This is a genomic window from Parvularcula maris (assembly GCF_024505085.1).
Lineage (GTDB): Bacteria > Pseudomonadota > Alphaproteobacteria > Caulobacterales > Parvularculaceae > Parvularcula > Parvularcula maris.
The window spans coordinates 101,732-127,679 of the sequence record NZ_JANIBC010000006.1 but is presented as its reverse complement, the minus strand read 5'-3'; the positions used below and the strand labels follow the sequence as shown (position 1 = coordinate 127,679).

Sequence of the window (25,948 nt, the reverse complement as noted above, 5' to 3'; positions counted from 1 at the left end):
CGCCGCTGGCTACAAGACGGAATGACATCAAAACGCTCTAGCGGCATTGGCGAACCCCTGAGTATTTTCAGTACCGCCCAGCCAATCTTTTACACGAGGTCAGATGAGTTTCGCCTTTTCATCGCTGAGGAAACGGGCGTGAGGTAACTGTTACGCCCCAATGTCCCGCCGGTAGAACCCCTCCGGCCATTCGATCCTGCCCGCAGCCTCGTAGACCTTAGTTCGCGCTTCTTCGAGGTCCGTTCCGAGCGCCGTCACCGACAGCACCCGGCCGCCATTCGCCAAGAGCCGGTCTCCATCGCGCTTCGTGCCCGCATGGAAGACCACCACGTCTTCCAAAGCAGCCGCGTCCTTAACACCGCCGATCGCCGAGCCCTTCTCATAGCTGCCGGGATACCCCTTCGCCGCCATGGTGATCAGCACCCCGGCCTCGTCCTTCCAGTCCGCGCCGACACCTGCGAGCCGTCCGGTGGCCGCTCCCCAAAGGCTCGGCACGATGTCCGAGCGAAGGCGCCGCATGATGAGCTGGCACTCGGGGTCGCCGAAGCGGCAGTTGAACTCGACGAGCTTGGAGCCCTCGTTTGTCACCATCAGCCCGGCATAGAGGACCCCGCGATAGGTGATCCCGCGCCTGCGCAGCTCGGCCAAGCAGGGCTCGATGATCGTCCGGTAGGCTTCAGCTTCCTGCTCTGCCGTGAAGTTTCGCGGCGGGGAAATGGCGCCCATCCCGCCTGTATTCGGCCCTTCATCACCGTCGAAGGCGCGCTTGTAGTCGCTCGCCAGCCCCAGGCGCTGCACGCTCTCCCCGTCGGTAACCGCGAAGAGCGAGACCTCGTAGCCATCCATGAACTCCTCGATGACTAAGGAGCCCGAGACCGCCATGAGCTCGTCCACCGCCGCTTCCGCCTCGGTAAGGCTCCTGGCGATCACTACGCCCTTGCCCGCAGCCAAGCCGTCGGCCTTGATGACATAGGGAGCTGTGTAGCCTGAGAGCGCCGCCTTCGCTTCGCCAGCATCGGCGTAGTGGCCGTAGCGGGCGGTCGGGGCGCCAGCCGCCTCGCAGATCTCCTTGGTAAAGGCCTTGGAGCTCTCCAGCATGGCGCCGGCCTTCACCGGGCCGAAGCAGGGGATGCCCGCCGCTTCCAGCCGGTCGGCCAAGCTCTCTGCCAGCGGCTGCTCCGGCCCAACCACGACGAGGTCGATGCCTTCCTCGCGGGCAAAAGCGATTGGATCGGCGACCTCCAAACAGTCGGCGACCTCCGCCATGCCAGGATTGCCAGGCGCGCAGATCAGGCGGCTGACGAGCTGGCTCTGAGCGATCTTCCAGGCGAGGGCGTGCTCGCGGCCACCGGAGCCGATGAGAAGTATCTTCAAGAGTAAGGCCCTCTATCTTATGTCACGTGACCGCCCTTATGATGGCGGCGAGGCTATGGGTCCATGGTTCGTATGAGGTTCCTTCGCGCCGCCGTCAGGCTGCGCCAGTGGAGGCGGCGCGAGAAGATCGCCCGCATCCTGGCGCGTGGGCGGAAGGGAACGCCGTTCCTCGCCTCGCTGGCCTTCAACCTGGCACTGATCGTAATCCTGGCGGCGGGCTACACCTCCTTTGTGGCCAAGGGAGTCGTCGGTGCGGGGCTTGGTGAGCGGGTCATTACCGTGCGCTTCTTCGAGCAGCAGAACCGCCCCGAACAGGCGACGCCCGAAGCCCTGCCGGAGGAGGAGCTCCCCGAGCCCGAGGAGGCCGAGATCGGCGCGGAAACACTGCCTGAGGGTATCGCGATCACCGAAGGCGAGGAGGTCGGTGAGGACCAGGGGGACGAGGCGCCCCAGGCGGAGGAGGGCGCCGATGTCACCTCGTCACAGCTCGGTGTCGCCGTCCCCTCCATCGCCCTGCCCGATGTGGATGCGGGGGAGGGCAGGCCCGACGGCATCGTCGGCGTCGACTGCTACCGCATCTTCCGCGGTGACCGCGAGAAGGCGCTGGAATGCGCGGGCCGCGAGATCCTGTCTGGCTGGCGGGCGGAGATCGCCAATCTCGGCGAGGACTGGGACCGCTTCGGCGAGGAGCTCGGCACCGGTCGCAGGGCGATCCGCTACGGCCCCCTGCGCGGCACGCTGAACCCCGCCGACTACGGCCTGCCCACGGGCATGGAGGTCTCACCGACCATGCAGCGCCGCTACGAGCAGGCCCTCGCCGCGCAGAAGGCCCGCAGCCTCGAAGCGCTGACCGAGCAGAGCAAGGGCACCGAGAAGGCGATTGAGGAGGAGCGCCGGCGCGATCAGGACGCCGCCACCTACAGCCCCGTCAGCCCGTCGGGGGATGGGTAGGGGAGCCGGTAGGGCGGAACGCGAAGCTTTCCGCCGCTTTTACTTGTACACACAGCAAGGCGGATGGCTCCGCAATTCGCCCTACGGCCTTCCATCGACCACGTTGTAAGTTTAGGCCAACCCCTCCCGCCAAGAACGCGAGCGGAGCGCAGCGAAGTCGAGTGCCACTACCGTGGCCTTCTCCGCCTAGGAAAGGTCCCCCGGACCTTTTCTTCCACCTGGCGGTGGACCGGATACGAAGCGCTCAAGTAGGAGGGCGGTCAGCCCGACGGTAGCGCCACTTTTATGACCACTGACAACGTCCCAGAATACTCCGTCACCGAGCTGTCCGGTCAGCTCAAGCGCACGATCGAGGATGCCTACGGCTATGTGCGGGTGCGCGGGGAGCTGGGGCGGGTGACGCGGGCGGGGTCGGGTCACGTCTATCTCGACCTCAAGGACGACCGCGCGGTTCTCTCCTCGGTCATGTGGAAAGGGACGGCCCAGCGCCAGACGGTGAAGCCCGAGCAGGGCATGGAGGTGGTCGCCACCGGGCGGCTCACCACCTTCCCCGGCCAGTCGCGCTACCAGCTCGTCATCGACACGCTGGCCCCGGCGGGGGCCGGGGCGCTGATGGCGCTCTACGAGGAGCGTAAGAAGAAGCTCGCCGCCGAGGGGCTGTTCGACCCGGCGAGGAAGCGCGCGATCCCCAAGCTGCCTCGCCGCATCGGTGTGGTCACCTCGCCCTCGGGGGCGGTGATTCGCGACATCCTCCACCGCCTGCGTGACCGCTATCCGAGCCACGTCATCGTCTGGCCGACGCTGGTGCAGGGGGAGCGGGCGGCGGCGGGCATCGTCTGCGGCATCAAGGGGCTCGCCGCCTTGCCCGAGGATCAGCGCCCGGACACCATCATCGTCGCTAGGGGAGGGGGGAGCCTCGAGGACCTCTGGTGCTTCAACGATGAGGAGGTGGCGAGGGCCGCAGCCGCCTCGCCCATCCCGCTGATCTCTGCCGTGGGGCATGAGACCGACACGACCCTGATCGACTTCGCCGCCGACCTCCGCGCGCCGACCCCTACCGCAGCTGCGGAGCTCGCCGTGCCCGTGCGCAGCGAGCTTCTGAGCCAGGTGCGCCAGCTCGGCCTCAGCCTGGAGCAGAAGCTCGCCGCCAAGACCGAGGCGAGGGGGCTGGCGCTTCGTTCGGCGGCGAGGGCGCTGGGCGGCCCGTCCTCGGTGCTCGACACACCGGCGCAGCGCCTGGACCTCGCAGCCTCGGCCCTCGGCCGGGCCATCGCCACGAGCGGCGAGCGGGCGGGGGCGAGGCTCGCACAGGTCACCCCGAGGCTGCAGCCCTCGCTTCTATTCAGACCCGTCGAGCGCCAGGAGGCGGAGCTTTCCCGCCGCACGGTAAGGCTCCGCCCCTCGCTTTTGACCGAGCGCGCAGACCGGAGAGGAGAGCGCCTCACCGCCGCTGCCCCCAGACTGCCTCGCGCCGCCCTGGGCATCGAGCGCCGGGCTCGCGACCGGCTGTCTGCCGCGAAGTTGCGGCGCAGCGCCGTGAGCACGCGCCTCGACCGGGCAAGCGAAGGCCTAACAGGTCTGTCCGCTCGCCTGCCGGTTCTGGCGTCCTCTCAGTTACGCACGCTGGAGGACCGTCTCAGCCAAACCGGACGCCTCCTCCAGTCCATGAGCTACCGGGGCGTGCTCGAGCGGGGCTTCGCCCTCGTGACCGGGCCGGAGGGGGCCGTCGTCACTTCGGCGAAGGCCGCGAAGAAGGCCGGTGCCCTGACCCTGACCTTCGCCGACGGCGAGCATCAGGTGGGCACCGACCCCGCCCGCCGCGGCAAAACCAAGCCGCCGGGCCAAAAGACTGACCAGCAGAAGCTGTTCTGACGTTGACTTCTGCGCCCCTCATCGGGCAGAGGGCGCGCTTACCCGTTTTCGTGCCTTTACGAGAGACACACCGATGAAAGTCCGCAGCTCGATCAAGTCCCTGAAGAACCGCCACCGCGACTGCCGCGTGGTGCGCCGCAAGGGCCGTATCTACGTCATCAACAAGACCCAGCGCCGCTTCAAGGCCCGCCAGGGCTGAGCCCCTTTCGCCGTTCGGTGTCTTTCGGCCCGCGTGACCTGACACAAGCGTCAGGCGCCGGGCCTTTCGTCGTGCTCGTTTAGTGGTTGGCGCTTAACCCTTGCTGCGCTAGCTAGGACGGATGCTCGCAGCCCTCTTCCTCACCATCGTGCTCAGCCAGTCCGATCTGGCGGATGTCCACAACGGCCAGTGCTCCGTCGAGGACGGGCCGGAGGTCGGCATCGGGCTCCTCTGCGAGCGCGCTCGCATCGCCATCGAAGCGCGTGAGCTCTCCGTCGCCGAATCGCTGGCCGCCAAGGCCAGCAAGCTCGCCCCCAGCTACCCCGGCGTTTGGGTGGTCCGGGCCGAGGTGGCCCAGTCGGGCAGGCGGGTGGACGAGGCGAGGGGCTTTTACGAGAAAGCCTCTAACCTCGCGCCCACCAACGCCGCGATCCTCGTGTCCATGGGGGATTTCGAGGCCGAGGAGGGCAATGTGCGCGGCGCTGCGGTCCTCTATGAGAAGGCCGCGGAGATCGCCCCGGACCTGCCGGGCTTGGCGGAACGCCTCGAAGCGGTCACCGACGAGCCTGCATCCAGCGAGATCTGAACCCCGGTTTCGGCGGTTTTTCAGTCCGAATCGCTCGTCGTCGCTCCGCGATCCAGAAGCACCGATTCGATAGGCGTGAGGTCGATGCCGAGCTGCGCTGCCTCCGCCTTGATCGCCGACAGGGTGCGCCCGTCGGCGGCGCCAGCGAGGCTCGCCAAGAGAACCGCCCGCGGCCCCTGGGCGCAGAAGGCGTGAACGGTCTTTCCACGCACGAACTCGGACCAGGCGTCGGCGTCCTCGCGGGAGGGGATGTGGCCAGGCGTCACGGGTACATGAAGAAAACCAAGCCCGGCCTCCTCGGCCGCGGCGCGCAGCTCTTCGGCCGAGGGCTGATTCGGCGCCTCGCCGTCGGGACGCGCACAGACCACACCGTCGACACCCTGGGCCTTGAGACCGGCAAGATCACCGGTCTGGATCTGAGGGGAGATGGTGATGGTCTCGTTCAAGCGGCGCATGGCCTCTCCCGTTCCAGATGGCGGCCCGTTCCGGACGCGGGAAGAATGGTCGGAGTGAGAGGATTCGAACCTCCGGCCCCTGCCTCCCGAAGACAGTGCTCTACCAGGCTGAGCTACACTCCGTAGGGGAGCGCCCATAGCGCCGCGGGCGGCCCGGCGCAATCTCTCTTTTATGGCCGATTTTTCTTGCCGGGGGCGTTGCATCGAGGGGCAGAGTTTTGTAGTGCCGCCTCTCCCTGCTGGGGTGTCGCCAAGTGGTAAGGCAGCGGTTTTTGGTATCGCCATGCGCAGGTTCGAATCCTGCCACCCCAGCCAGGGTCTTCCCTTCGAAGTTGAGACGATGCGACGAATGCCCGCCGTGGCGCTCTTTCGCGCTGCAGCATGGCGCGCGCTAAGGCGTTGAGCTGTGTATCAATCTTTCACAGGGGCGCTAGATTGCGAACAAGTTCGTGAAAATGTCTCGAAAAAGTTCCGACTGCGATTGATCCGGCTCTCCGTTTACGGCAGCCTCATCTTTGTGTGGGCATAAGCTGCCCGCTCGGCCTGCTGGGAGGGCCGTTTCAGTCAACTGTTAAGACCGCGTGTTGGGTTTCTTGCTATTTGGACATATTGGTTCCATAGAGCGAAAGTCTGCCCGGCTAGGGCGGTTTGGGAATGGTGGGGAGCGTGCCGGCCGGCACTGATCTCTCCAAGGAAGAAAGTTTGAAGTCGGCGGCGACGTTTTGGCGTTGCCGTCTGTTACCAGGATGGGTGGAGACACTTGAAGGTGAGACACATGCACACGAAGATTGCCCTGCTCGGCTCGGCGGTTCTGGCGGCCGCGATGGCCACCGCCCCCGCTGCCGCGCAGTTCCGCCAGGCGCTGGACATCAGCCGCCAAACGGCTACCGACAGTGCCCGCTCGCAGCAGCGTGTGGATGAGCTCGATCAGGAAGCGACGGAGCTCCTCACCGAGTACCGGGCGCTGATCAAGCAGCTCAACATTCTGCAGCGCTTCAACGAGAGCCAGCGCGCCGAGGTCGAGAACCAGCTCGAGCAGATTCGCGGGCTCGAGATCGACATCGCCAATGTCGAGGGCCTCGGCCAGGCCGTCGTGCCTCTGATCGGCGACATGCTCGAGCAGCTCAAGCGCATCGTCGCTGCCGACATCCCCTTCCTGCTGGAAGAGCGTCAGGCTCGCCTGGACAGGCTCGACGGCGTGATGGCCGATTCGACCCAGACGCCGGCGTCCCGCTACCGCCTCATCGTCGAGGCCTACCAGATCGAGAACGAGTACGGCCGGACCATCAGCGCCTATGACGGCACCGTGACCGAGGAAGGCCAGGAGCTGACGGTGGAGTTCCTCCGCGTCGGCCGCATCGCGCTGATCTACAAGTCCGCCGATGACAGCCTGCTGCGCATCTACAACAGCGAAACCCGCCAGTTCCAGGATCTGAGCCGCGACTTCCTCGACGATGTCCGCCTCGGCCTGCGCATGGCGAAAGAGCAAACCCCTCCGGGCCTTCTGCAGATTCCCGTTGGCGCGCCTGAGGCCGCCATCGACGGCGTCTCGTCGCAGGCTTCGGAATAAGGCCGGGAGAGCAAGAGAATGACGATGCTGAAGACACTCCAAAAAGGTCTTATCGCCGGTGCTGCGCTGATCGCGGGCACCAGCTCCATGGCCTTCGCCCAAGACCAGCAGATCTCGCTGGAAGACGTGCTCCGCGCCGCAAGGCAGGAGCAGCAGGCCGCCCGCCAGGCCGATCGTGATCGCGAGCGGGCCTTCCTCGCCGAGCGTGACCGTCAGGCCGCTCGGGTTGCCGAGATCCGCGCTCAGGTCGCAGCCGCCGATGCCGAATCGGACCGCCTGACGGCCGAGTTCGAGACCAACGATGCCCGCATCACCGAGCTGAGCAACCAGCTTCAGGAAGCCCAGGGCGAGTTTGGCGAGCTCTTCGGTGCCGCCCGCTCCGCTGCCGGTGACTTCGCCGCCCAGCTCGACGATTCGGTCATCTCGGCTCAGTTCCGCGGTCGCTCGCAGCCCCTTCGCGAGGTTGCCGAGTCCGATACGCTTCCTTCCGAGGAGCAGCTTCGCTTCATCACGGACGTGATGTTCGAGCAGATCGTGGCCCAGTCCAACGTCGCCACCTTCGAGGCCCCCGTGGTCAACGCCGCCGGTGAGACCACCACGGCTCAGATCACCCGGATCGGTCCGTTCTCGGCCTTCGACGCCAGCGGCAACTACTACACCATGAAGAGCCTCGAGGACGGCCGTTCGCGCCTCACTCAGCTCGCCCGCAACCCCGGCACCGCCAACGCGGTCAAGAACGCGCAAGGGGTCAGCGGCTACTCCGGTGAGGGCCTCCGTGCCGGTACGATCGACCCGTCGCTCGGCCAGCTTCTGGGCCTCGTGATCGAGACGCCGACCATGTCCGAGCGTTTCCACTCGGGTGAGCTCGTCGGCTACATCATCACCGGCATCCTTCTGCTCGGCACGCTGATCGGCATCTACAAGCTCGTCACGCTCTCCTCGACCAAGTCGGCGGTGAAGAGCCAGATGCGCCGTAAGAGCCCGTCGCGCGGCAACCCGCTCGGCCGGATCATGATGGCCTATGAGAGCAATACGGCGGTCGACACCGAGACCCTCGCGCTCAAGCTAGATGACGCTGTGCTGAAAGAGCTTCCGAAGCTCGACTCCGGTCTGAACCTCCTCAAGGTTCTCGCCGCGGTCGCCCCGCTTCTCGGTCTTCTCGGTACCGTCGTGGGTATGATCCAGACCTTCCAGCAGATCACGCTGTTCGGTACGGGTGACCCGCAGATCATGGCTGGCGGTATCTCGCTCGCCCTGATCACCACCGTGATGGGCCTGATCGCCGCCATCCCGCTGCTTCTCCTCCATGCCTTCGCTTCGGGTACCGCCCGTTCGGTCGCGTCGATCCTGGAGCAGCAGGCGGCTGGCATGATCGCTGAACACGCCGAGGCGCGCTAGTTAGCGCGCCCTGGCGGCCCTAGGAGGCTTCTATGGAAATCATTCTAGATCCCTTCGGCGCGCTGCAGGCCTTCCTGTTCGCAGGCGGCAACGTCCTCCTCGTCATCATGGTGGTTACCTTCGTGATGTGGGCGCTGATCGTCGAACGGATCATCTTCTTCGCCACGGCGAGGGGGGCACTGGTCAAGCGGGCCGAGCGGAACTGGTCCGCCCGCAGCGACCATAGCTCCTGGTATGCCAAGGCGATCCGCGAGCGGCTCATCTCCGAGGTGGACCTCGACAGCAGGTCCAATCTCGGCGTCATCAAGGGCCTTGTAGCGGTATCACCGCTGCTCGGTCTTCTCGGCACGGTGACGGGGATGGTCGAGGTGTTCGACGTGATGGCCGTGACCGGCTCGTCCAACGCACGTCTTATGGCGGGCGGGATCACCAAGGCGACCATTCCGACCATGGCCGGCCTCGTGGCTTCCCTCTCCGGCATCCTCGCCATGAACATTCTCGACCGCCAGCAGAAAAAGGCGGTGGGCGAGACGGCCGACAAACTCGTGTTGGAGATCTAAGCCATGAGAGCAAGACGCGGGAGACAGGAGGAGGCGGCCNAGGCGGTGGGCGAGACGGCCGACAAACTCGTGTTGGAGATCTAAGCCATGAGAGCAAGACGCGGGAGACAGGAGGAGGCGGCCGACGTCAACGTGACGCCGCTTCTCGACATCGTCTTCATCATGCTGATCTTCTTCATCGTGACGGCGACGTTCGTCTACGAGGACGGGATCCAGCCGAACCTTCCGACCCCGAACCCGGAGGATCAGGATAACACCAAACCGCCGCCTTCGCTGCTGCTAACGGTCCAAGCTGACGGCTTCGTCCTTGTAGACGATGTCCGTCTGATCGACCCCAAATCCACCGAGCCGGTGGTCGAGGAGTTCCTGGCTAAGGAGCCGAAGGGCGTGGTCATCATCTCCGCCGCTGGGGACAGTGAGACGGGCATTATGATCACGACGCTCGACGAGGCCCGGCAGGCAGCCGGTCCCGACCGCTACGCCAGGATCATCCTGGCGCCGCAGTCTAACTAATTTTGGCGCCGCACCGTTGCGGCGCAGCGTAAGAACGGGGGAGGGTGCATCTCTCCCCCTAACGGCCGGGCCGCCGGCCAACAGATTTAGTGGGTAAAGCTCATGGCTAGAAGGTCACTGCAAAGCGCTACCGAAGAGGAAGAAGACGTCAACGTGACGCCGCTTCTCGACATCGTCTTCATCATGCTGATTTTCTTCATCGTGACGTCGACCTTCATCAAGGAGCCCGGCATCGACGTCGTCCGTCCGGTGGCGACGACCCAGGAGAAGCAGAACCCGGCCGTTCTCATCGCGATCAACGAGAACGACGAGATCTACATCAACAAGGAGCGGGTCGAGCTGAGCGAGGTCCGCTACCAGGTCGAAGAGCTCCGCCGCGAGACCCCCAAGGGGAACGCCGTGGTTCAGGCCGATGCAGGTGCGAAGTCCGAGCTGACCCTCGACGTGCTGCAGCAGGTCAAAGATGCCGGTATCCAAGACGTCGCCGTCTCGACGGTGTCCGACTGATAGAAACGTTTGCGCCGCTGACCGCGAAGCGGGTCTGTAGGCGAATGGAGGAACAAGATGGGTAGTATCATCAGAACGGTGATCGGTGTTCCCGTTGCAGCTATAGTCGTTTTGGGTCTGTTCCTCGTCATGTGGTCCCAGATCCGCCCTGGCGAGCTGCCGGAATCGGAAGAGCGGGAGCCGGTCAATATCTCGATCACCAACCAGATCGAGGATTCAGAGATTCAGAACCAGCGCCGGTTCGAGCGTCCCAAGCTTGACGCCCCGCCTCCGCCGCCCCCGGCCATTCAGCGTCAGAACTTTCAACCTCAGGTGGAGGGTGTCCGGGCTGCCGCTCCCGACTTCGGCGCCGATGTCGATATCGGCTCAGGCTTCAACCCTGACCGTGACGCTCAACCACTCGTCCGCGTTCAACCGCAAGGTTTCGAGCGCTGCATCGACAGCGATTCGGGCACGGAAATCGTCAGCTTGGAGTTCGACGTCGATCCTCAAGGCAATGTGGTCAATGTGCAGGTGCTCGAGACCACGGATAGCTGCTACAATCGCTACGCCGTTCGTGCAGCAGAGCGCTGGAAGTACCAGCCGAAGATCGTGAAGGGTGAGGCGGTTCCCCGCTTTGGCGTGCGCACCGCGATCCGCTTCGAGATCGGCCCGGCGGAGTAAGGATAGAGATGAGCATACTCTCAAAAAACCTGTGGCTGGGGGGCGTTGCCGCTCTCCTAGCTGCCTCCTCGGTTACCACGATCTCCACGGCACTCGAACCTGCCTATGCGCAGCAGAGCCGCGCAGAGCGTGAAGAAGAGGACCGCCGCCGTCGCCGCCAGACCCTTTCTGAGCGGTCCGGTCGCGCCCTCAACGACGCGCTCAACCTCGCCAATGAGGAGCCGCCGCAGATCCAAGCCGCTATTCAACGTCTGGACCAGCTTCTTGCGCGGAATGTTTCTCCATATGACGAGGCGACGGCACTGGAGATCCGTGGTAACCTCCACTACCAGAACGACAACTCGCAAGCCGCCTTGCGCGATCTGCAACGCGCACTCGATCTCGACGTTCTGCCCTCTGACCGCGAGAAGGGTCTGATCCGCGGTATCGCCGGTCTCTACTACCAGGCCGAGCAGTTCGACCGCACCATCAGCTTCATGCAGGCCTACATTCGCGACTACCCCGATGAGGTCGAAGCGAACGACTACTTCATCCTTGCGGGTGCTTTCGCTCAACAGGGCAACTACCGGGCAGCCCTCCGTCCCGCGGAGCAGGCCCTTGCCGCGGACCGGGCCGCAGGTAGCCGCAGCGAGCAGTACTACTCCCTTCTCAACCTCATCTACTCCGAGACCGGCGAGGTCACCAAACGTCTGTCGCTGCTCGAGCAGATGGTGGAGTATTTCCCGAGCCAGAGCAGTTACTGGTCCCAGCTCGCCTTCATGTATGCTGAGGCGGACCGACGCCGCGACGCCCTCGCTGTTCTTGAGGTCTCCTACAAAGCCGGTCTGATCACGGACGAGGACAAGATCATCAACCTTGCCCAGTTCTACTACGATCAGAACAACCCCTACCGCGGAGCCGTGCTCCTCGATGCGGAGATGCGTAGCGGCACCGTCAAACGAACTCTCTCCAACCTGGAGCTTCTGGCCCAGTTATGGGCTGCGGCGCAGGAGCAGGAGCGAGCCATCGCCATCCTGACCGAGGCGGCGCCGAAGCGGGACGACGGCAGACTCTACTACCAGCTCGGCCAGAGCTATCTGGCGAATGAAGAGTACGACAAATCGGTTCAGAACCTGCGTCAGGCCATCCGTCGCGGCGGCTTGGACGACCGCGAAGTCGGCAACGCTTATGTGCTGATCGGTACGGCTCTCTTCCAGCAGGACAGCGAGAGTAAGCCTGCGAGGACGGCTGCGAAGGCGGAGTTCCAGCGTGCAGTTCGCTACAGTAGCTCACGCTCCTCGGCTCAATCCTGGATCGAGTATATCAACACGATCGAGACGACGCTTGAGCGTCAGGCCCAGGTGGAGTTCAGCCAGGCCGTCGCCCGTACCGAGCGGCAGATTGAGCGCTGCCAGACCATTCTCGATGTGATCGAGCTGGGTGGTTCGACCCAAGTTCCGGAGGCGGATCTCGCCGCCTGCAGAGACCTTCTTGCCAAGGTCGAAGCTGGCGCAACGGCTGAATCCTTGGTTCGCGGGGAAGAACCTGCGGGCGAAAGTGACGAGGAAACTCCTGAAGAAGAAGCGGCTGACAGCGGCGAATAAGTTCGGACGTCGCATGCTGTGCCATTTACACAAAAGCCCGCCCCAGATCGGCGGGCTTTTTTCTTGGTGTTTGTGTCGTTTGCAGACGCTGCTGCCCCTCCGTCCTTCGGACACCTCTCCTACTCCGTAGGGGAGGGAAGCAAAACCAGTGCGTGCTTTCTATTACGCTATCCCTCTCGGAGGGGGAGCTGCCAGCAGGCCGAGGGAGAGCAGTCACCAGCGCCTACCGTCGCCGTCCGTTCGCAAAGGATACAAACGCCCTTTTCTCTGTGTAAAAAACATTCTGTTCTAGGGTCCGGACCCGTGAACGGGTAGCGGTGTCCGCTGCGGGGTGGTTCATTGTCTCCGACAGGAGGTGGTGGGATGTCGGAGTTCTTTTGGTTCACGGATGCGCAGTGGTCTCGGATCGAGCCGCTGCTGCCGGTCTAGGCACGAGGCAAGGAGCGGGTGGACGACCGCCGCGTGTTGTCGGGGATCGTGCACGCGATCAAGAACGGCGGGCGCTGGGCGGTGTGCTACCTCTCTTCGGCCGCGCGAGGTCTACGGGCCGAAGAAGACGCTCTACAACCGCTTCGTGCGCTGGGCCGAGCGCTGCGTGTGGGAGACGTCTTCGCCGCTCTAGCAGGCGAGGAAGGGGTGCCGGACCGGCTGTTCGTCGACAGTAGCTGTATCAAGGTCCACCGCTGCGCCGGCGGCGGAGTACAGCGGCGAAGCCGATGGACGGGGGCGTTGGCTCAGGGTATCGGCACGACCAAGGGCGGTCGGAACACCAAGCTGCACGCCCTCTGCGACGAGCGCGGCCGCCCCCTTGTCCTGATGCTGACGCCGGGCAACGTGCACGACGCCAAGGTCGCCATGCCGCTCATCGACGCGCTGCCGCCGACCCAGGAGCTGGTCACCGAGAAGGGCTACGACAGCAAGGCCCTGCGCGACTGGCTCGAAGCACGCGGCACCCAGCCCGTCATCCCGCCCCGCAAGGGCAGGCTCATCCAGTACAACTACGACCGCACGGCCTACAAACACCGCAACGTCGTCGAGAGGATGTTCTGCCGCCTGAAGGACTTCCGACGCGTTGCGACCCGCTACGACCGCAACGCCACCACCTTCATGGCCACCGTCACCATCGCCGCCCTCGTCAGCTACTGGCTGTCATGAGTCCAGACCCTAGCTACTCCGTTGCATCGGGCTGGCGGCTCGGATGGGCGGCGGCTACTGCTGGCAGCGCGTTCATGGCGGCTTCGACCTCTAACAGACGCGTTAGACCTCCGAGTTCGGCGCCGAAGCGTCGTCCGGCGTAGAGCTGGGGGAGCAGGTAGCACTCCGCAGCGCTTGGCGTATCGCCAAGGAGAAACGGACCCGGCTGATCGTCCTGTTCGAGGGTCTCCTCCAGCGCCTGAAGCCCGATCGTGATCCAGTAGGCGGCCCAGGAAAAAGCCTCTTCCTTACTGTGCCCGAGCGGATCTTGCAGCCGTTTCAGCACGCGAAGGTTCTGAAGTGGATGGACATCGCAGCCGATCAGTGCCGCGTACTGCCTGGCTTTCGCACGCTGCCACGGATCCGGGGGAAACAGCTTCGGTCCTTCCAGGGCTTCGTCCAGATACTCGATAATGGCGGGGCTTTGGGTGAGGAGACGCCCGTCGCCGATGTCCAGGGCGGGGACGAGGCCTTGTGGGTTGAGCTTCACGAAGTCCTCTTCCCGGTGCTCTCCGGTAGCGAGGTTCACCGGTACGGTCTCGATCTCCTGCCCCTTCAGCGCGAGGGCCAAGCGCACCCTGTAGGAGGTGCCTGACCGCCAGTATCCGTAGAGTTTCATGACGCGCGCTCCCTTGAACAGCTAGCGGGTTGCAAGCTGCTGCGTGCAGGATAAGCAGCGCGGCAACAAGGGAGTCGGACATGAAGCTTGCATCGCTGAAGAAGGGCCGTGACGGCCAGCTCGTCGTCGTCAGCCGCGACCTGTCGCGCTACGCCGTGGCGGAGGGCATCGCCGAGACGATGCAGGCAGCCCTCGACGACTGGTCGGCGGTCAAGCCGCGGCTCGAGCAACTTGCCGCCAAGCTGGAGCGCGGCGAGGCGGATACCCGCCGCTTCGACGCCGCCGAGATGGCGTCGCCGCTGCCCCGCGCTTTTCAGTGGGCTGACGGCTCGGCCTATATCAACCATGTGGAGCTCGTCCGGAAGGCGAGGGGGGCGGAGGTGCCGGAGAGCTTCTACGCCGACCCGCTGATGTATCAGGGGGGGTCCGATCATTTCCTCGCCCCGACCGACCCCATTCCGCTGGGGGACGATGCGTGGGGCCTCGATCTTGAAGGCGAAATCGCCGTGGTGACCGGCGATGTGGACCGCGGCGCCTCCGAAGAGAAAGCGGCGCGCGAGATTCGGCTTATCATGCTGGTCAACGATGTCAGCCTGCGCGGCTTGATCCCCGGCGAGCTCGCCAAGGGCTTCGGCTTCTTCCAGTCCAAGCCGCCCTCGGCGTTCTCGCCGGTAGCGGTGACGCCGGACGAGCTGGGAGACGCCTGGGATGGCGCGAAACTGAGCGGCGCCCTGAAGATCGACCTCAACGGCGAGCCTTTCGGCCGGGCCGATGCCGGTCAGGAGATGACCTTCGGCTTCGACAAACTAGTCGCCCATGCCGCCAAGACGAGGGCGCTCCGTGCCGGGACGATCATCGGTTCGGGCACGGTCTCGAACAAGCTCGACGGCGGCCCTGGCAAGCCGGTCTCCGAGGGCGGGGCGGGCTATAGCTGCATCGCCGAGCAGCGCATGATCGAGACTATCAAAGGCGGCAAGCCCAGCACCAGCTTCCTGCGCGATGGCGACCGGGTGAAAATCTGGATGGAGGACGGCGAAGGCCACTCGATCTTCGGAGCGATTGACCAGGTGGTCCAGAAAGACTGAGCCCCCAGGGACGGGGCCCTGCCAGCACCCGTAGGGCGGACAGCAGCGCAGCCATTGGCCGCGTTTGGTGCTCACAACGCTCCCCTCCCTGACGCTCCCGACGGCACAGCGCTAGCTGCGACCGTGGGGTCCATTTCCCGGCCTATCTCGCTGTTTCCGCCTTCAGGAGCTGGGCACTACGGTCTTCGCCGTGGTGAGCGTATGGGGAGGGAGGCGCGCGCGCCAGCATCCGCGGCCAGTTTTGCTGTCCGCCCTACGAGTGTGATCCTGGTTTCAGGGACTTGGGCGTAGGGTGGACGCTGGCAGGCGGCCACCTCTTCTGGGACGACGGGTGTAGCAGGTAGCCGCCTACCGGCGTCACCCCTAAGGGGCTGCTAGGCGTCGGCGGCCTTTTTGGTTTTCTTGACCGCCTTTTTCGTCGCCTTCTTAGTGGCTTTCTTCGCGGCCTTCTTCGTCGCTTTTTTCTTCGCAGCCTTTTTCTTCGTCGGTGCTTTCGCTTCGCGCTCGGCGATCAGCTCGAGTGCACGCTCGAGGGTGATCTCGTCCGGGTTTTCGCCCTTGGGGATCGTGGCGTTGGTCTTCTGGTGCTTGACATAGGGGCCGTAGCGGCCTTCGAAGACGCCGACTACTTCATCCGTATCGGGATGTTTACCGAGCTCACGCTTTGGCTTCGCGGCGGCTCTGCCGCGACCGCGCGGATTGTCCTTCTTGTCCTGGATGATCGAGACGGCGCGGTTGATGCCGATCTCCCAGACGTCGTCGACGCTTTCTAGGTTGGCGTAGGTCTTGCCGTGCTTGACGAAGGGGCCGTAGCGGCCGATGCCCGCCTCGATCGTCTCGCCGTCCTCCGGGTGCGGACCGACGTCGCGGGGGAGGGAGAGGAGCATCATCGCCTTCTCGAAGTCCGTCTCCGCCGCGTTCCAGCCCTTGGGGATCGAGGCGCGCTTGGGCTTCTCGTCTTCGGAGACCGCGGCGCGTTCGACATAGGGGCCGAAGCGGCCTGATTTGAGGGAAACCTCCGTGGACGTATCGGGGTCGATGCCGAGGACCTTGTCCTCAGCCGGTGCGTCGCCTTCATCCTTGCCGAGCTGCCGCGTGTGCTTGCATTCGGGGTAGCGGGAGCAGCCTATGAAGGCGCCGTAGCGTCCCACTTTGAGCGACAGCTGCCCCTCCCCGCAGGTGGGGCAGAGGCGGGGGTCGGTGCCGTCGCCTCGGTCGGGGAAGATGTGCGGGCCTAGGGCCTCGTTGAGGGCGTCGAGGACTTCCGTAATGCGGAGCCCGGTCATCCCCTCGATCTTGGCGTGGAACTCGTCCCAAAAGCGGTGCAGGAAGGCGCGCCACTCCTCGCGACCGCCGGAGATCTCGTCGAGCGTGTCCTCAAGTTGCGCGGTGAAGTCGTACTCGACATATTTGCCGAAGAAGTTCTCCAGGAACGCCGTGACGATCCGCCCACGGTCCTCCGGGATGAAGCGGTTCTTGTCCATGCGGACGTAAGAGCGGTCCTGCAGCGTGCTGATGATCGAGGCGTAGGTGGAGGGACGGCCGATGCCGTTCTCCTCCAGCGCTTTCACGAGGCTGGCCTCGGTGAAGCGGGGCGGGGGCTGGGTGAAGTGCTGCTCCGGCTTGACCTTGTCAACGTCGGCGGCGGTGCCAGCGGTCACCTTGGGCAGGACGCCCTGCTTCTCCTCCTCCTCGTCGTCACGGCCCTCCGTGTAGACCGCGATGAAGCCCTCGAAGGTGATGACCGAGCCGGTGGCGCGGAAGGTGATCTTCTCGTCCGCGCTGCGAATGTCGATCGTGGTCTGTTCCAGCTCCGCGCTGGCCATCTGGCAGGCCACAGCCCTGCGCCAGATCAGGCGGTAGAGCTTGGCCTCGTCCTCGGTCAGGCGCTGATCGTCAGGGTGCTTACCGAAGTCCGTGGGGCGGATACATTCGTGCGCCTCCTGAGCGTTCTTCTGCTTGGACTTGTACATGCGGGGGGAGGAGGGGACGAAGCGGTCGCCGTAGCGGGACTTGATCTCGTCCCTACACGCCATGACGGCCTCAGGCGCCATGTCGATGCCGTCGGTCCGCATATAGGTGATGAGGCCCTGCTCGTAGAGCTTCTGCGCCGCCTGCATGGTCCGCTTGGCGCCGAAGCCCATCTTGCGGCTGGCCTCCTGCTGCATGGTGGAGGTGGTGAAGGGCGCGGAGGGGTTGCGCTTGGTGGGCTTTGCCTCGACCGAGGCGATGGTGAAGCTCGCCGCCTCGATCAGGTCCTTCGCACGCTGACCGTCGGCCTCAGTGGTGAGGGAGAACTTGCCGAGCTTCTCGCCGTCGAGATGGGTGAGGCGCGCCGTGAACGGATCGCTGTCGGCCGCGACCTGCGCTTCGACGGTCCAGAACTCCTCGGCGACGAACTTCTCGATCTCCAGTTCGCGCTCGCAGATGAGCCGCAGGGCGACGGACTGCACCCGGCCCGCCGAACGGCTACCTGGCAGCTTGCGCCAGAGAACGGGGGAGAGGGAGAAACCGACGAGGTAGTCCAGCGCCCGGCGAGCCAGGTAGGCGTTGACGAGGTCCTGGTCGATCTGGCGCGGGTTGCTGATCGCTTCGTGGACGGCGGATTTCGTCACCGCGTTGAAGGCGACGCGGGACACGGACTTGTCCTTGAGCGCCTTCTTCTGCTGGAGCACGTCGTAGAGGTGCCAGGAGATGGCCTCACCCTCCCTGTCGGGGTCGGTGGCGAGGATGACGCCGTCGGCGCCTTTGAGGGCGTCGGTGATCTCCTTGATGCGGGCCTTGGACTTGGCGTCCATGTCCCAGATCATCTTGAAGTCCTGCTCGGGATCGACCGAGCCGTCCTTGGACGGAAGGTCCCTGATATGCCCGTAGGAGGCCAAAACCTCGTAGTCCTTGCCCAGATACTTGCCGATGGTTTTGGCCTTGGAGGGGGACTCGACGATGACGACCTGCATAGGGGGAGGGGGCCTTTCGGTGAGGGGGAAGCTCGCGGCGGCAAAGTGGTGATGGCGCTGCCCGCTGTCAACGAAGCTTTACGACGAACGGTTGTAAGATGGTATTCTTTCGACTATAGATTGTATATCAGGGTTGAGGAGGTTGAGTATGTCGGAGCCAGAAGGCGCGTGCGGCATGGGTCCTTCGGAGCGGTCGCGTAAACTCGTGGAACCAGCGCTCGAGCATCTGGTTCGGCTCGAGGCCTATTTTCGTCTCAACGGACTAGCGGAGTTGGCGGAAAAGACCGAGGCGGTCCTTGCAGAAGCCGAGCGCCTGATGCGTCGTGATGCTGCCGGGGACCCTGCCGAGACGAGGAGAGCCGAGGTGGAGACCCTCGAAGAGGAGACTCCGGCCTTCGTTACCTCACCTTCCAAGAAGGCCTATGGGTAGAGCCTAGCTTCAATTTCGCATCTTGCGCTGGACGCGATGGCGCCCTCTTGGCCACAGTCGGTACCGAGCCGCGTAGGAACGTCTTTTGGTGCTTTGTTTGTTGATCGGCATGTTGGCCTCGAATGTTCAGGCGAGTGCCGACGATATTGCGGCGGTCGACCTGCTCGAGAGCGATGTGGCGCTGGTCATTGATCCAGGCTCAGCGGGCGTGCGCGGCCAGCAGTCACTTACCTTCGACAAGCTGGGGGCGGGACGGCGCGTCACCTTCGAGACTGAGAAGCTGACCGTTCTGCAGGCTTCCCTGGACGGCAAGGCTGTCCGCCTTGTCGAGGATGGGTCGCGGAGCCTTACCCTCCGGCTTCCCGAAGCGGAGGCGGGTGGTCGCCACGTCCTCAAGCTGAGCTACGAGTTCGAGGCCAAGGGCCGCGGTTTCGTTCGGCAGGACGAGCTTCTGGCCTCAAGCTACTTCGCCTGTGACTGGATGGTCTGCAACCAGGAGGACTTTTCGGACCGGTTCCATCTCACCCTGAGCCTTGATCTACCGAAAGGGATGAGGAGCATTGGTCCGGGAGGGATAGCCTCTCGCCAGGACCGGGAGGGCCGAACCCGCACGACTTGGGCGAGCGGCGAGGCCTTTCCTGCCTATGTCTACGGTTTCGCGGTAGGGCGGTTGGAGCGCTTGACGCTGGAGACGCCCTGCGAGACAGAGCTCGTTGTCTTCGCACCTCCCGGCGCGAGTGACCTGGAGAAGATGTTCGAGCCGAGCTGCAACATGCTGCGCTTCTTCGAAGAGAAGGCGGGTGCGGCTTACCCGGCGGCGAGCTACGCGCAGGTCTACCTGCCCGGCAGCCGGGCGGCCCAGGAGGCCGCGTCGCACAGCCTGATCGGCGGTGTGTTTCTCGACCCGATCCTGGAGCAGCCGCAAGAGGACTGGGTGATCGCCCACGAGCTGGCCCATCAGTGGTGGGGCAACCGGGTCACGGCCCAGGACCTCAGCCATTTCTGGCTGAATGAGGGGATCGTGACTTTCTTGGTGGCAGCCTGGAAGGAGCAGCGCTGGGGGCACGAGGCCTATGATAAGGAGATCGTCCTGGCCGAGGCGCGCTGGCGGCGGCGGATCGAGACGAGCGGCGATGTGGGTCTCGCTCACGACGGCAGCTACGCCTCGCTCGGGGACCGCCGCAGCATCCAGTACTATAAGGGGGCGGTGTTTCTGGACCGGCTACGGGACGCCGTGGGGGAAGAGGCTTTTTGGCAAGGGCTAGCGCAGTTCACGGCCGGTCACATCGGGCGGTCAGTGGGCTCGCAGAATTTTCAGAGCGCCATGCAGGACCAGACGGACGAGCCTATGGACACGCTGTTCGACGAGTGGGTTTGGGGGCGTTGAGGCGGTTGTATTCTTTGAGACACGCAGGTGGCCCCCTCCGCCCTTCGGGCACCTCCCCCACCAGTGGGGGACCTCAGCGGACCCCATCATTTCAAGAGCTATCTGTCTCGCAGCAGAAGAGCTTAGGGCTTAGTGCCCGTCGCCTTCCCAGACCCAGCTCTCGGACCAGTGCGGCTTGTCGACCTCGGCCGTGGCACCGGCTTTCTGATCGGAGGCGGGCGTCATGCCGCCCGCGCGAAGGGCGGCGTTGCCGACGGCCTTGATCGGTTTGGTGACGGCGCAGCCGGTGAGAAGGACAGTGGCGGTAAGCGGGATGATGGCTTTCGCAGCTCTCATCGTTTCTTCCCCTATATTGCCGGTTCATCCGGCGAGCCCTGCAAAGAGCATGCACCGTTAACGTGTTCGTGTCACGCTCTTTCGAAAGTTGATGCACCAGGGCTGAGGAAACGTAGAAGTTGCAGGGCTCTACCGCTCTCGACGAGCCAAGCCAGAAGCAGCGTGCCGCCCGCCAGAAGCAGCCAGAACGGCCTGGGCAGCAGCGGAGCGCGGCGCTCGGACAGGACCAGCTCGGCCCGCCGCTCCTTCACCCCCAGCCAGCGCTGACCGGCAAAACGGTCGCGGGAGGAGGGGAGCGAGCGGACGGAGGCCTCGCCAGCGGTGAAGACACCCCCGCCGGTGGCCTCCGCCAGGACCTGGCCGGCCTCGCTGGTCATCAGGACCGAGTCGAACTCAGGCGAGGCGCCTCCCAGCCGGATGGCCGCGGCGGTTAGGAGCTGGCCGGTCTCGGTGACGGCCTCGACGGTCGCGCTGTCCGCCTCCACATTCTCGACCGCGGCGGTGAAACGGCCCGGCCCTGCGGGTTCGAGGGGTAGAGCGCTCGCCTCTTCGCCAGGAAGCTGCAGGGTCGCCGTGCCCGCCTCGCCGGAGAGGGTGCGGCGCTCGACGCTGAGAACGCCCTCGGCGCTGAGGGTGGCGAGAAGCGCTTCCTCCTCGAGCTCCGGCTCGGCCATCAGCCAGTGGACCAGGCGGCGTAGGAACTCGCGGTGGGGGCCGCCGCCGTCGAAACCCCTGGCCCAGAGCCAGAGGTGGTCGGACAGCATCATGGCGACCCGGCCCTCGCCGAAGCGGCTGGTGACGAGAAGGGGCCTGCCGCCGCCCTCCAGCAGCACATCGCCAGCGCGCACCTGGGCAGGCATGAGGCGCAGCCAGCGGCCCCACTCCTCCTCGCCGAGAAGGGGCGCGGTGATGGGGTGGCGGGCGCCGACATCGGTGCGCTTCGGCACGAAGCTCTCGGTGCTGGGCGGACCGTTGGGGGTGGCGGGCAGGATGTAGCTGAGGTTCGGCTGGCGCGAGAGGCTGCCGGGGAGGGCGAGCTCCGGCCCGGCCGCGATCAGGACGGCGCCGCCCTCCTCGACGTAGCGGGCGACCTCGGCCAGCTCGAAGGAGGTGATGACGCTGCGGTAGGTGTAGCGGTCGAAGACCACCACGTTGAACTCGCTCAGCTTCTCCAGGAACAGCTCGCGGCTGGGGAAGGGGATGAGGTTGAGCTCGTCCGGCCCCGCATAGGCGATCTTGTTGCCTGGCTTGAGGATGGTGAAGTGGACGAGGTCCACCGCCGGATCGGATTTGAGGACGTTGCGCCAGACCCGCTCGCCCGCATGGGGCTGGCCGGAGATGAGGAGCACGCGCAGCCGGTCGCGGATGACGTTGACCGGGGCGGAGACGATGTTGTTGCGCCCCGTCAGCTCGCCGCGAGCCTCGGGAACGAGAAGCTGCACGATGCGCTGGCCTGGCCGGTCGGCGGGAATGGTGAGGGTGGTCTCCTCACCGGTAGGCACGCGCCTCGTGAGGACGTCCGAGCCGTCGACGCGCAGGGTCACGGGCAGATCGGCGACGGCCTCGCTGCTCTCCACTCGGAAGCGAAGGCTGATCTCCTTGCCGACGAGGGCGAAACTGGGAACTTGGGTCCAGGCGATGCGGCGGTCGGTCTCGGGGTCGCCGGCGGGGACGAGGACGGTGTGAACCGGGGCCGGGAGCTCGAAGCGGCTGACCGCCTCCGCCCCGCTGAGCTGGCCATCGGAGAGGAGGACGACAGCGCCTAAACGGTCGCGCTCCACGGAGCCGAGCCCTGCGGCAAAGCCCTCTTCGAGGTCAGAGCGGTCAGAACTGCCGAGATCGTTGCGGATGACCTCGCTTCCCTGCGCCTCAAGAAGAGCAGTCAGGCGCTCTGCTTCCGCCTCGGCACCGCTGGTGCGCTCGCCGAGGCCCATGCTGCCACTGCGGTCGACCAGGAGCAGCACCTGGTCGGCCAGGCGCTCGGTCTCGCGCTGGACCTGCTGCGGGCCGAGGAGGAAGGCGATGAGGAAGACGCCGGTGAGCAGGCGCAGCAGCATCCCCGCTGGCCCGACCCTCAGCCTGAGGAGGCTCGCGATAAGGAACAGTCCGCCGATGACAGCGATGACCGGCAGGGGCAGGAGGGGGGTGAGGTCGGTGGTCACGGCAGCTCCTCGCCTAGATCGTCGAGGAGGGCTTCCACATCGGCCTGGTCGGCTTTGTAGTTACCCGTCACGGCCACCATCGCCATGTTGATGCCGCTGCGGAAGGCCATCTCGCGCCGTCCCTCGCCGCCGGGACCTGCCGGGCGGAGGGGGGTGCCGCTCTGGTCGAGGGCCCAGGCGCTGGCCCAGTCCCGGCCCGCGATGATGAGGGAGGGGACGCCGTCGCGCCGCTGGTCGAGGGCGCCGCGGCTCTCCACCCAGACCTGACCGCTAGGGTTCCTGCCCCAGAGATCGTCCAGGCGGTAGAAGGAGAAGAGAAGGACGTGATCGTCCGGCAGCGGCTCCAGGGGCGGAGCGTCAAGGCGGCCAAGGATGTCCCTCAGCTCGCCTGAGCGAAGGTCACTGCCGCCCGCGCCGGTGTCGATGATGAGAAGTCCGCCGCCCTCCATGAAGGCTTCGAGGCGCTGGAGCGCTGCGTCGGTGGGTGCGGCCTGGCCGCTGAGGACGGGCCAGTAGAGGAGGCTGTAGACGGCGAGCTCGTCGCGGTCGGGATCGACGCCTTGCGGCGGCGCGGCCTCTAGCGAGCTGCGCTCGGCAGCCTGGCGGGTGAGGCCGAAGAGGCCCGCCTCCGACAGCCGGTCGGTGCTGCGGTCGCCGGTGAGGATGTAGCCGAAGCGGAGCTCCAGCGCTGCGTCCTTGGCCTTGTTCGGCAAAGGCGGCCTGATCTGCGCGGATGCCTCGGGGAGGAGAGGTAGAGCCAGCAGGAGAGCGAGGCTCGCGGCCGCGGCCTGCCTGCCGAAGCCCGGCAGCGGACCGGCGGTGAGCACGGCGTCGATGGCAAGAAGAAGAAGCGCGGCGGCGAGAAGCCAGGCGCCGAGATCGGTCTGGCGTCCAGCCTCCATGGTCAGGACTCTGCTGCCCCTGGGGAGGCTCTCGGCGGTGAAGGCGGTCAGCGAGCCGTCGCCCCGATAGGTCTGCACGGCCACTTCGGAGGCGCCCTCGCCGTAGAAGCCTGGCGGGGGCGGGGCCTCGCCGGGCGTGAGCGAGGCGGCGCCTGCTTCAGGTGCCGTCAGAAGGCCGCTGCCTGAGAGGAGGCTGACGGGCGGAAGGGGAGCGTCGCTTTCGGTGCCGTCGGTCCTGAGGTCGGTCTGGCTGAGGGCGGCGAGGCGCTGCATCATGGTGGCGAAGAAGCCCGAGACCGGCAGATCCGACCAGGTGGGCAGGGCGCTGACATGGATCAGCACGACGAGGCCATCGCCGCGCTCGGCGGCGGTGACGAGGGGGGTGGCGTCGGACAGGCTGACCCAGACCTCCGCGCCGGTGCCTGGCCTGACGAGGACCTGGCGCCTGACGGTGATGCCTTCGTCGAGGCTAAGCCCGGTGAGGGGCGAGCCCTCCTCGATGGTGTCCACGAGCTGCGGCTCGGCCCAGGTGAGGGCGCCGCCAAGCGCGCGCTCGCCGCCGATCAGCGGGGCGGGGAGGAGGGGATCGTTCGCCACGGGCTCGGCCGAAAGAAGGGAAGGGCCTGCGAAGCGGACGACAATGCCGCCTTCCTCGACGAAGGTTTCCAAGAGGGCGCGGTCCTCGCCGCGGAAACTGCCCACATCGTCCAGCACGAGGAGGCCGGGTCCCAGGGGGATCAGCTCGGCCACCGTTCCCTCCATCAGCTCGGAGGTCGCGGAGAGGGCCCGCTCGATATAGTAGCCGCCCTCGCGCAGTGTGTCGCTGCCGCTGGAGACGATGCCGACCAGGGACCTTCTGCTGCTGGCGCCGATCAGGGCCGTGGTGCCTGCGCTGCGAACGCCGTCGAGCTGGATGCGCCGGACCTGATTGCGCAGGGCTAGGGGCAGGCGGAACTCGGCCTCCACCGCTTCGTCTCCGGCGGCGAAGGAGACGGTCTGGGACGCCACTGCGCGGCCGTCGGCGCTGATCGCCGTGAGCCTGCGCTCTTCGGCCCGCAGCTCGCCCGCCCGCAGGACCGGGATGGTCAGGCTGTCGCTGCTGACCCTGGGCTCGGCCAACGCGTAGGTGGTGCCGACGGGAAGATAGGCGGCGATGTCCCCGGAGAGGGGAAGGGGCTCGGTGCCCGAGAGCCCGCCAGGAAGGATGATCTTTCGGCCTTCCGCGGCTTCGAGGGCCGAAGCGACACCCTGCCAGTCCGCAAGCTCGGCCTGGGGCTCGGTTGCAGCGAGGAGGTCGAGAGCTGCTTCCTTGGAAAGGGGGGCGGAAAGCTCGCCCCCGGTGGTGGTGATGAAGCGTACGGGGCCGCCCGCCTGCCTGATCGCGGCTTCAGCGGTCTCGCGGCGCTCCTCCCAGCGCTGGGCCGCGTCCCATCCGTCGTCGAAGACGATCGTGATCGGCCCGTCGAAAGTGACGGGCGGGGCGCCGAGCCGGGGGCCTGCGAAGCCTAAGATCAGGAGAGCCGCGGCGAGCAGCCGGAGAAGCAGAATCAGCGGCGGGGTGCGAACGGGCTTCTGCTTGGCGCTGCTCAGCCGCTCGAGGAAGAACATGCCGCCGAAGATTTGCCGCACCGGGCGGGGGGGCACGGCGCGCAGGATCCAGGCGAGGACCGGCAGGATCAGCAGCGCGGCGAGGAGGGCGGGGCTTTCAAAACTCACGCGGCGGCCTCGGCGATGAGGTGGTAGAGCTGAAGGAGGAGCGGGACCACGGGCTGGTCGGTGCGGTGGAGGAGGACGGCCTCCCCCGGTCCCCTGGCGGCGTCCTTCAAGCTGGCATGGTGCAGGTCCCTCGCCTGCAGATAGTCCTGACGTACCGAAGAGGCCTCGCCGAAGGAGCGGCGGCTGCGCCCTTCCGGGCTTTCGAAGCGGCGCGAGCCCTCGAAGGGGAAGGCGGCTTCGTCAGGGTCCTCGACCACCACGGCGATGGCCTGGCCGCGGCTGCTGCGCACGGCCTCGAAGGCCTGGTGCAGCTTCTCGGGGTCGTCGTGGAAGTCGCTGACGAGAAGGGTGATCGCGCCGGGGAGGCGGGGATGCTCGGGAAGGGTGGGCGCTGCAGTGAGAAGACCCTCCGCAGCCCACTCGCCCGCCACGGCGCCGGCCTTGGCGGGCTCGTCACGGCCCAGAATGCCGACCCTCTCGCCTGAGCGCAGCGCCATGATGGCGGCGGCGAGGGCGATGGTCTGGCCGCGCAGGCGCTTGGGCTCGGGGCCGCTGCCGTGGTAGTCGAAGCCGTCCCCGCCCCCGGCCCAGACGAGGAGGGTCTGGGGCTGCTCCCACTCGGTCTGACGGACCAGAAGCCGCCGGTCGAGGCGGGCGGACTGGCGCCAGTCGATGGAGCTCCAGTCGATGGAGCTGATGGGGTCGCCGGGGGCGTAGTCCCTGAACTGCCAGAACGTGTCCGACCGGCCCTCTCGCTGGCGAGGATGACGCCCGGCCAGCACCACGGCGGCGGCGGCCTCCGCTCGGGTCAGAAGATCGGGGAGCGCGGCTGCGGCTTCGGCGGCGCGCTGCTGGAGGGAGGCGGTGGGTTGGTTCATCGAGGCTGCAGCCCCCTCCGCCCTTCGGGCACCTCCCCCATGGGATGGGGG

Annotated in this window: 23 protein-coding genes and 2 tRNA genes; 16 read left to right on the top strand and 9 right to left on the bottom strand. The window is 66.0% G+C overall.

The features are described 5' to 3' along the window. Positions 1 to 150: 150 nt before the first annotated feature. Entirely contained in the window at positions 151 to 1,374 is a 1,224-nt protein-coding gene (purD, locus tag NOG11_RS09590) for a phosphoribosylamine--glycine ligase (RefSeq protein WP_256619537.1), read from the bottom strand. Between the two features lie 72 nt (positions 1,375 to 1,446). On the opposite strand from purD, the gene NOG11_RS09585 reads away from it, so the two are divergent. The 4 genes from NOG11_RS09585 to NOG11_RS09570 all read left to right on the top strand — a co-directional run bounded on the left by NOG11_RS09585 (position 1,447) and on the right by NOG11_RS09570 (position 4,982). Continuing rightward, entirely contained in the window at positions 1,447 to 2,325 is an 879-nt protein-coding gene (locus NOG11_RS09585; protein WP_256619536.1) for a hypothetical protein, read from the top strand. 285 nt (positions 2,326 to 2,610) lie between these two features. After that, positions 2,611 to 4,197 carry an exodeoxyribonuclease VII large subunit gene (gene xseA, locus NOG11_RS09580; RefSeq protein WP_256619535.1) on the top strand — a complete coding sequence of 529 codons (1,587 nt, stop codon included), beginning with the start codon at positions 2,611 to 2,613 and terminating at the stop codon, positions 4,195 to 4,197. A gap of 73 nt (positions 4,198 to 4,270) precedes the next feature. Beyond that, the gene (ykgO, locus tag NOG11_RS09575; RefSeq protein WP_031553840.1) at positions 4,271 to 4,396 is read left to right on the top strand and encodes a type B 50S ribosomal protein L36; all 126 of its coding nucleotides are present in this window, start codon (positions 4,271 to 4,273) and stop codon (positions 4,394 to 4,396) included. Between the two features lie 121 nt (positions 4,397 to 4,517). Next, complete coding sequence (locus NOG11_RS09570) at positions 4,518 to 4,982, top strand: hypothetical protein (protein WP_256619534.1); 465 nt, start codon at positions 4,518 to 4,520, stop codon at positions 4,980 to 4,982. Between the two features lie 20 nt (positions 4,983 to 5,002). Here the strand turns inward: NOG11_RS09570 and NOG11_RS09565 are convergent, their stop codons facing one another. Beyond that, on the bottom strand, positions 5,003 to 5,437 hold the full coding sequence (locus tag NOG11_RS09565) for a protein tyrosine phosphatase family protein (RefSeq protein WP_256619533.1): 435 nt from the start codon (positions 5,435 to 5,437) through the stop codon (positions 5,003 to 5,005). A gap of 46 nt (positions 5,438 to 5,483) precedes the next feature. Continuing rightward, a tRNA-Pro gene (locus NOG11_RS09560) sits at positions 5,484 to 5,560 on the bottom strand. Between the two features lie 117 nt (positions 5,561 to 5,677). On the opposite strand from NOG11_RS09560, the gene NOG11_RS09555 reads away from it, so the two are divergent. From NOG11_RS09555 to NOG11_RS09515, 9 genes are all read left to right on the top strand, one after another. Next, a tRNA-Gln gene (locus tag NOG11_RS09555) sits at positions 5,678 to 5,752 on the top strand. A gap of 460 nt (positions 5,753 to 6,212) precedes the next feature. Then, positions 6,213 to 7,007: a DUF3450 domain-containing protein gene (locus NOG11_RS09550; RefSeq protein ID WP_256619532.1), complete on the top strand. Its 795-nt coding sequence runs from the start codon at positions 6,213 to 6,215 to the stop codon at positions 7,005 to 7,007. Between the two features lie 24 nt (positions 7,008 to 7,031). Further along, positions 7,032 to 8,405, top strand: a complete 1,374-nt coding sequence (locus tag NOG11_RS09545) for a MotA/TolQ/ExbB proton channel family protein (RefSeq protein WP_256619531.1) — start codon at positions 7,032 to 7,034, stop codon at positions 8,403 to 8,405. Between the two features lie 32 nt (positions 8,406 to 8,437). Beyond that, positions 8,438 to 8,965: a MotA/TolQ/ExbB proton channel family protein gene (locus NOG11_RS09540; protein WP_256619530.1), complete on the top strand. Its 528-nt coding sequence runs from the start codon at positions 8,438 to 8,440 to the stop codon at positions 8,963 to 8,965. Between the two features lie 87 nt (positions 8,966 to 9,052). Continuing rightward, positions 9,053 to 9,478 (top strand): ExbD/TolR family protein, encoded by a 426-nt coding sequence (locus NOG11_RS09535; RefSeq protein ID WP_256619529.1) that lies wholly within the window; start codon positions 9,053 to 9,055, stop codon positions 9,476 to 9,478. Between the two features lie 102 nt (positions 9,479 to 9,580). Beyond that, complete coding sequence (locus tag NOG11_RS09530; RefSeq protein WP_256619528.1) at positions 9,581 to 9,985, top strand: ExbD/TolR family protein; 405 nt, start codon at positions 9,581 to 9,583, stop codon at positions 9,983 to 9,985. A gap of 57 nt (positions 9,986 to 10,042) precedes the next feature. Then, positions 10,043 to 10,648, top strand: a complete 606-nt coding sequence (locus NOG11_RS09525) for a TonB family protein (protein WP_256619527.1) — start codon at positions 10,043 to 10,045, stop codon at positions 10,646 to 10,648. A gap of 8 nt (positions 10,649 to 10,656) precedes the next feature. Then, entirely contained in the window at positions 10,657 to 12,231 is a 1,575-nt protein-coding gene (locus NOG11_RS09520; RefSeq protein WP_256619526.1) for a tetratricopeptide repeat protein, read from the top strand. A gap of 447 nt (positions 12,232 to 12,678) precedes the next feature. Next, the gene (locus NOG11_RS09515; protein ID WP_256619525.1) at positions 12,679 to 13,386 is read left to right on the top strand and encodes an IS5 family transposase; all 708 of its coding nucleotides are present in this window, start codon (positions 12,679 to 12,681) and stop codon (positions 13,384 to 13,386) included. 13 nt (positions 13,387 to 13,399) lie between these two features. Here NOG11_RS09515 and maiA read toward each other — a convergent pair whose 3' ends face one another. Then, positions 13,400 to 14,044 (bottom strand): maleylacetoacetate isomerase, encoded by a 645-nt coding sequence (maiA, locus tag NOG11_RS09510; RefSeq protein WP_256619524.1) that lies wholly within the window; start codon positions 14,042 to 14,044, stop codon positions 13,400 to 13,402. A gap of 80 nt (positions 14,045 to 14,124) precedes the next feature. On the opposite strand from maiA, the gene NOG11_RS09505 reads away from it, so the two are divergent. After that, complete coding sequence (locus tag NOG11_RS09505) at positions 14,125 to 15,129, top strand: fumarylacetoacetate hydrolase family protein (RefSeq protein ID WP_256619522.1); 1,005 nt, start codon at positions 14,125 to 14,127, stop codon at positions 15,127 to 15,129. A 374-nt stretch (positions 15,130 to 15,503) separates the two neighbouring features. Here NOG11_RS09505 and topA read toward each other — a convergent pair whose 3' ends face one another. Beyond that, a complete protein-coding gene (gene topA / locus NOG11_RS09500) occupies positions 15,504 to 18,086 on the bottom strand; it encodes a type I DNA topoisomerase (protein ID WP_256619521.1) in 2,583 nt (860 codons plus the stop codon). Between the two features lie 148 nt (positions 18,087 to 18,234). On the opposite strand from topA, the gene NOG11_RS09495 reads away from it, so the two are divergent. Together NOG11_RS09495 and NOG11_RS09490 are read left to right on the top strand one after the other, a co-directional pair. Continuing rightward, positions 18,235 to 18,516 carry a hypothetical protein gene (locus NOG11_RS09495; protein ID WP_256619520.1) on the top strand — a complete coding sequence of 94 codons (282 nt, stop codon included), beginning with the start codon at positions 18,235 to 18,237 and terminating at the stop codon, positions 18,514 to 18,516. Between the two features lie 112 nt (positions 18,517 to 18,628). After that, positions 18,629 to 19,903 (top strand): M1 family aminopeptidase, encoded by a 1,275-nt coding sequence (locus tag NOG11_RS09490; protein WP_256619519.1) that lies wholly within the window; start codon positions 18,629 to 18,631, stop codon positions 19,901 to 19,903. 129 nt (positions 19,904 to 20,032) lie between these two features. Here NOG11_RS09490 and NOG11_RS09485 read toward each other — a convergent pair whose 3' ends face one another. From NOG11_RS09485 to NOG11_RS09470, 4 genes are all read right to left on the bottom strand, one after another. After that, positions 20,033 to 20,239, bottom strand: a complete 207-nt coding sequence (locus NOG11_RS09485) for a hypothetical protein (RefSeq protein WP_256619518.1) — start codon at positions 20,237 to 20,239, stop codon at positions 20,033 to 20,035. A 71-nt stretch (positions 20,240 to 20,310) separates the two neighbouring features. Continuing rightward, positions 20,311 to 22,401 (bottom strand): hypothetical protein, encoded by a 2,091-nt coding sequence (locus NOG11_RS09480; protein ID WP_256619517.1) that lies wholly within the window; start codon positions 22,399 to 22,401, stop codon positions 20,311 to 20,313. Continuing rightward, complete coding sequence (locus NOG11_RS15175; RefSeq protein WP_256619516.1) at positions 22,398 to 25,019, bottom strand: DUF4159 domain-containing protein; 2,622 nt, start codon at positions 25,017 to 25,019, stop codon at positions 22,398 to 22,400. Before NOG11_RS15175 ends, NOG11_RS09480 begins: the two co-directional genes overlap by 4 nt. Then, positions 25,016 to 25,897, bottom strand: a complete 882-nt coding sequence (locus tag NOG11_RS09470) for a DUF58 domain-containing protein (RefSeq protein ID WP_256619515.1) — start codon at positions 25,895 to 25,897, stop codon at positions 25,016 to 25,018. The genes NOG11_RS15175 and NOG11_RS09470 overlap by 4 nt, the downstream gene beginning before the upstream one ends. Positions 25,898 to 25,948: the final 51 nt, after the last annotated feature.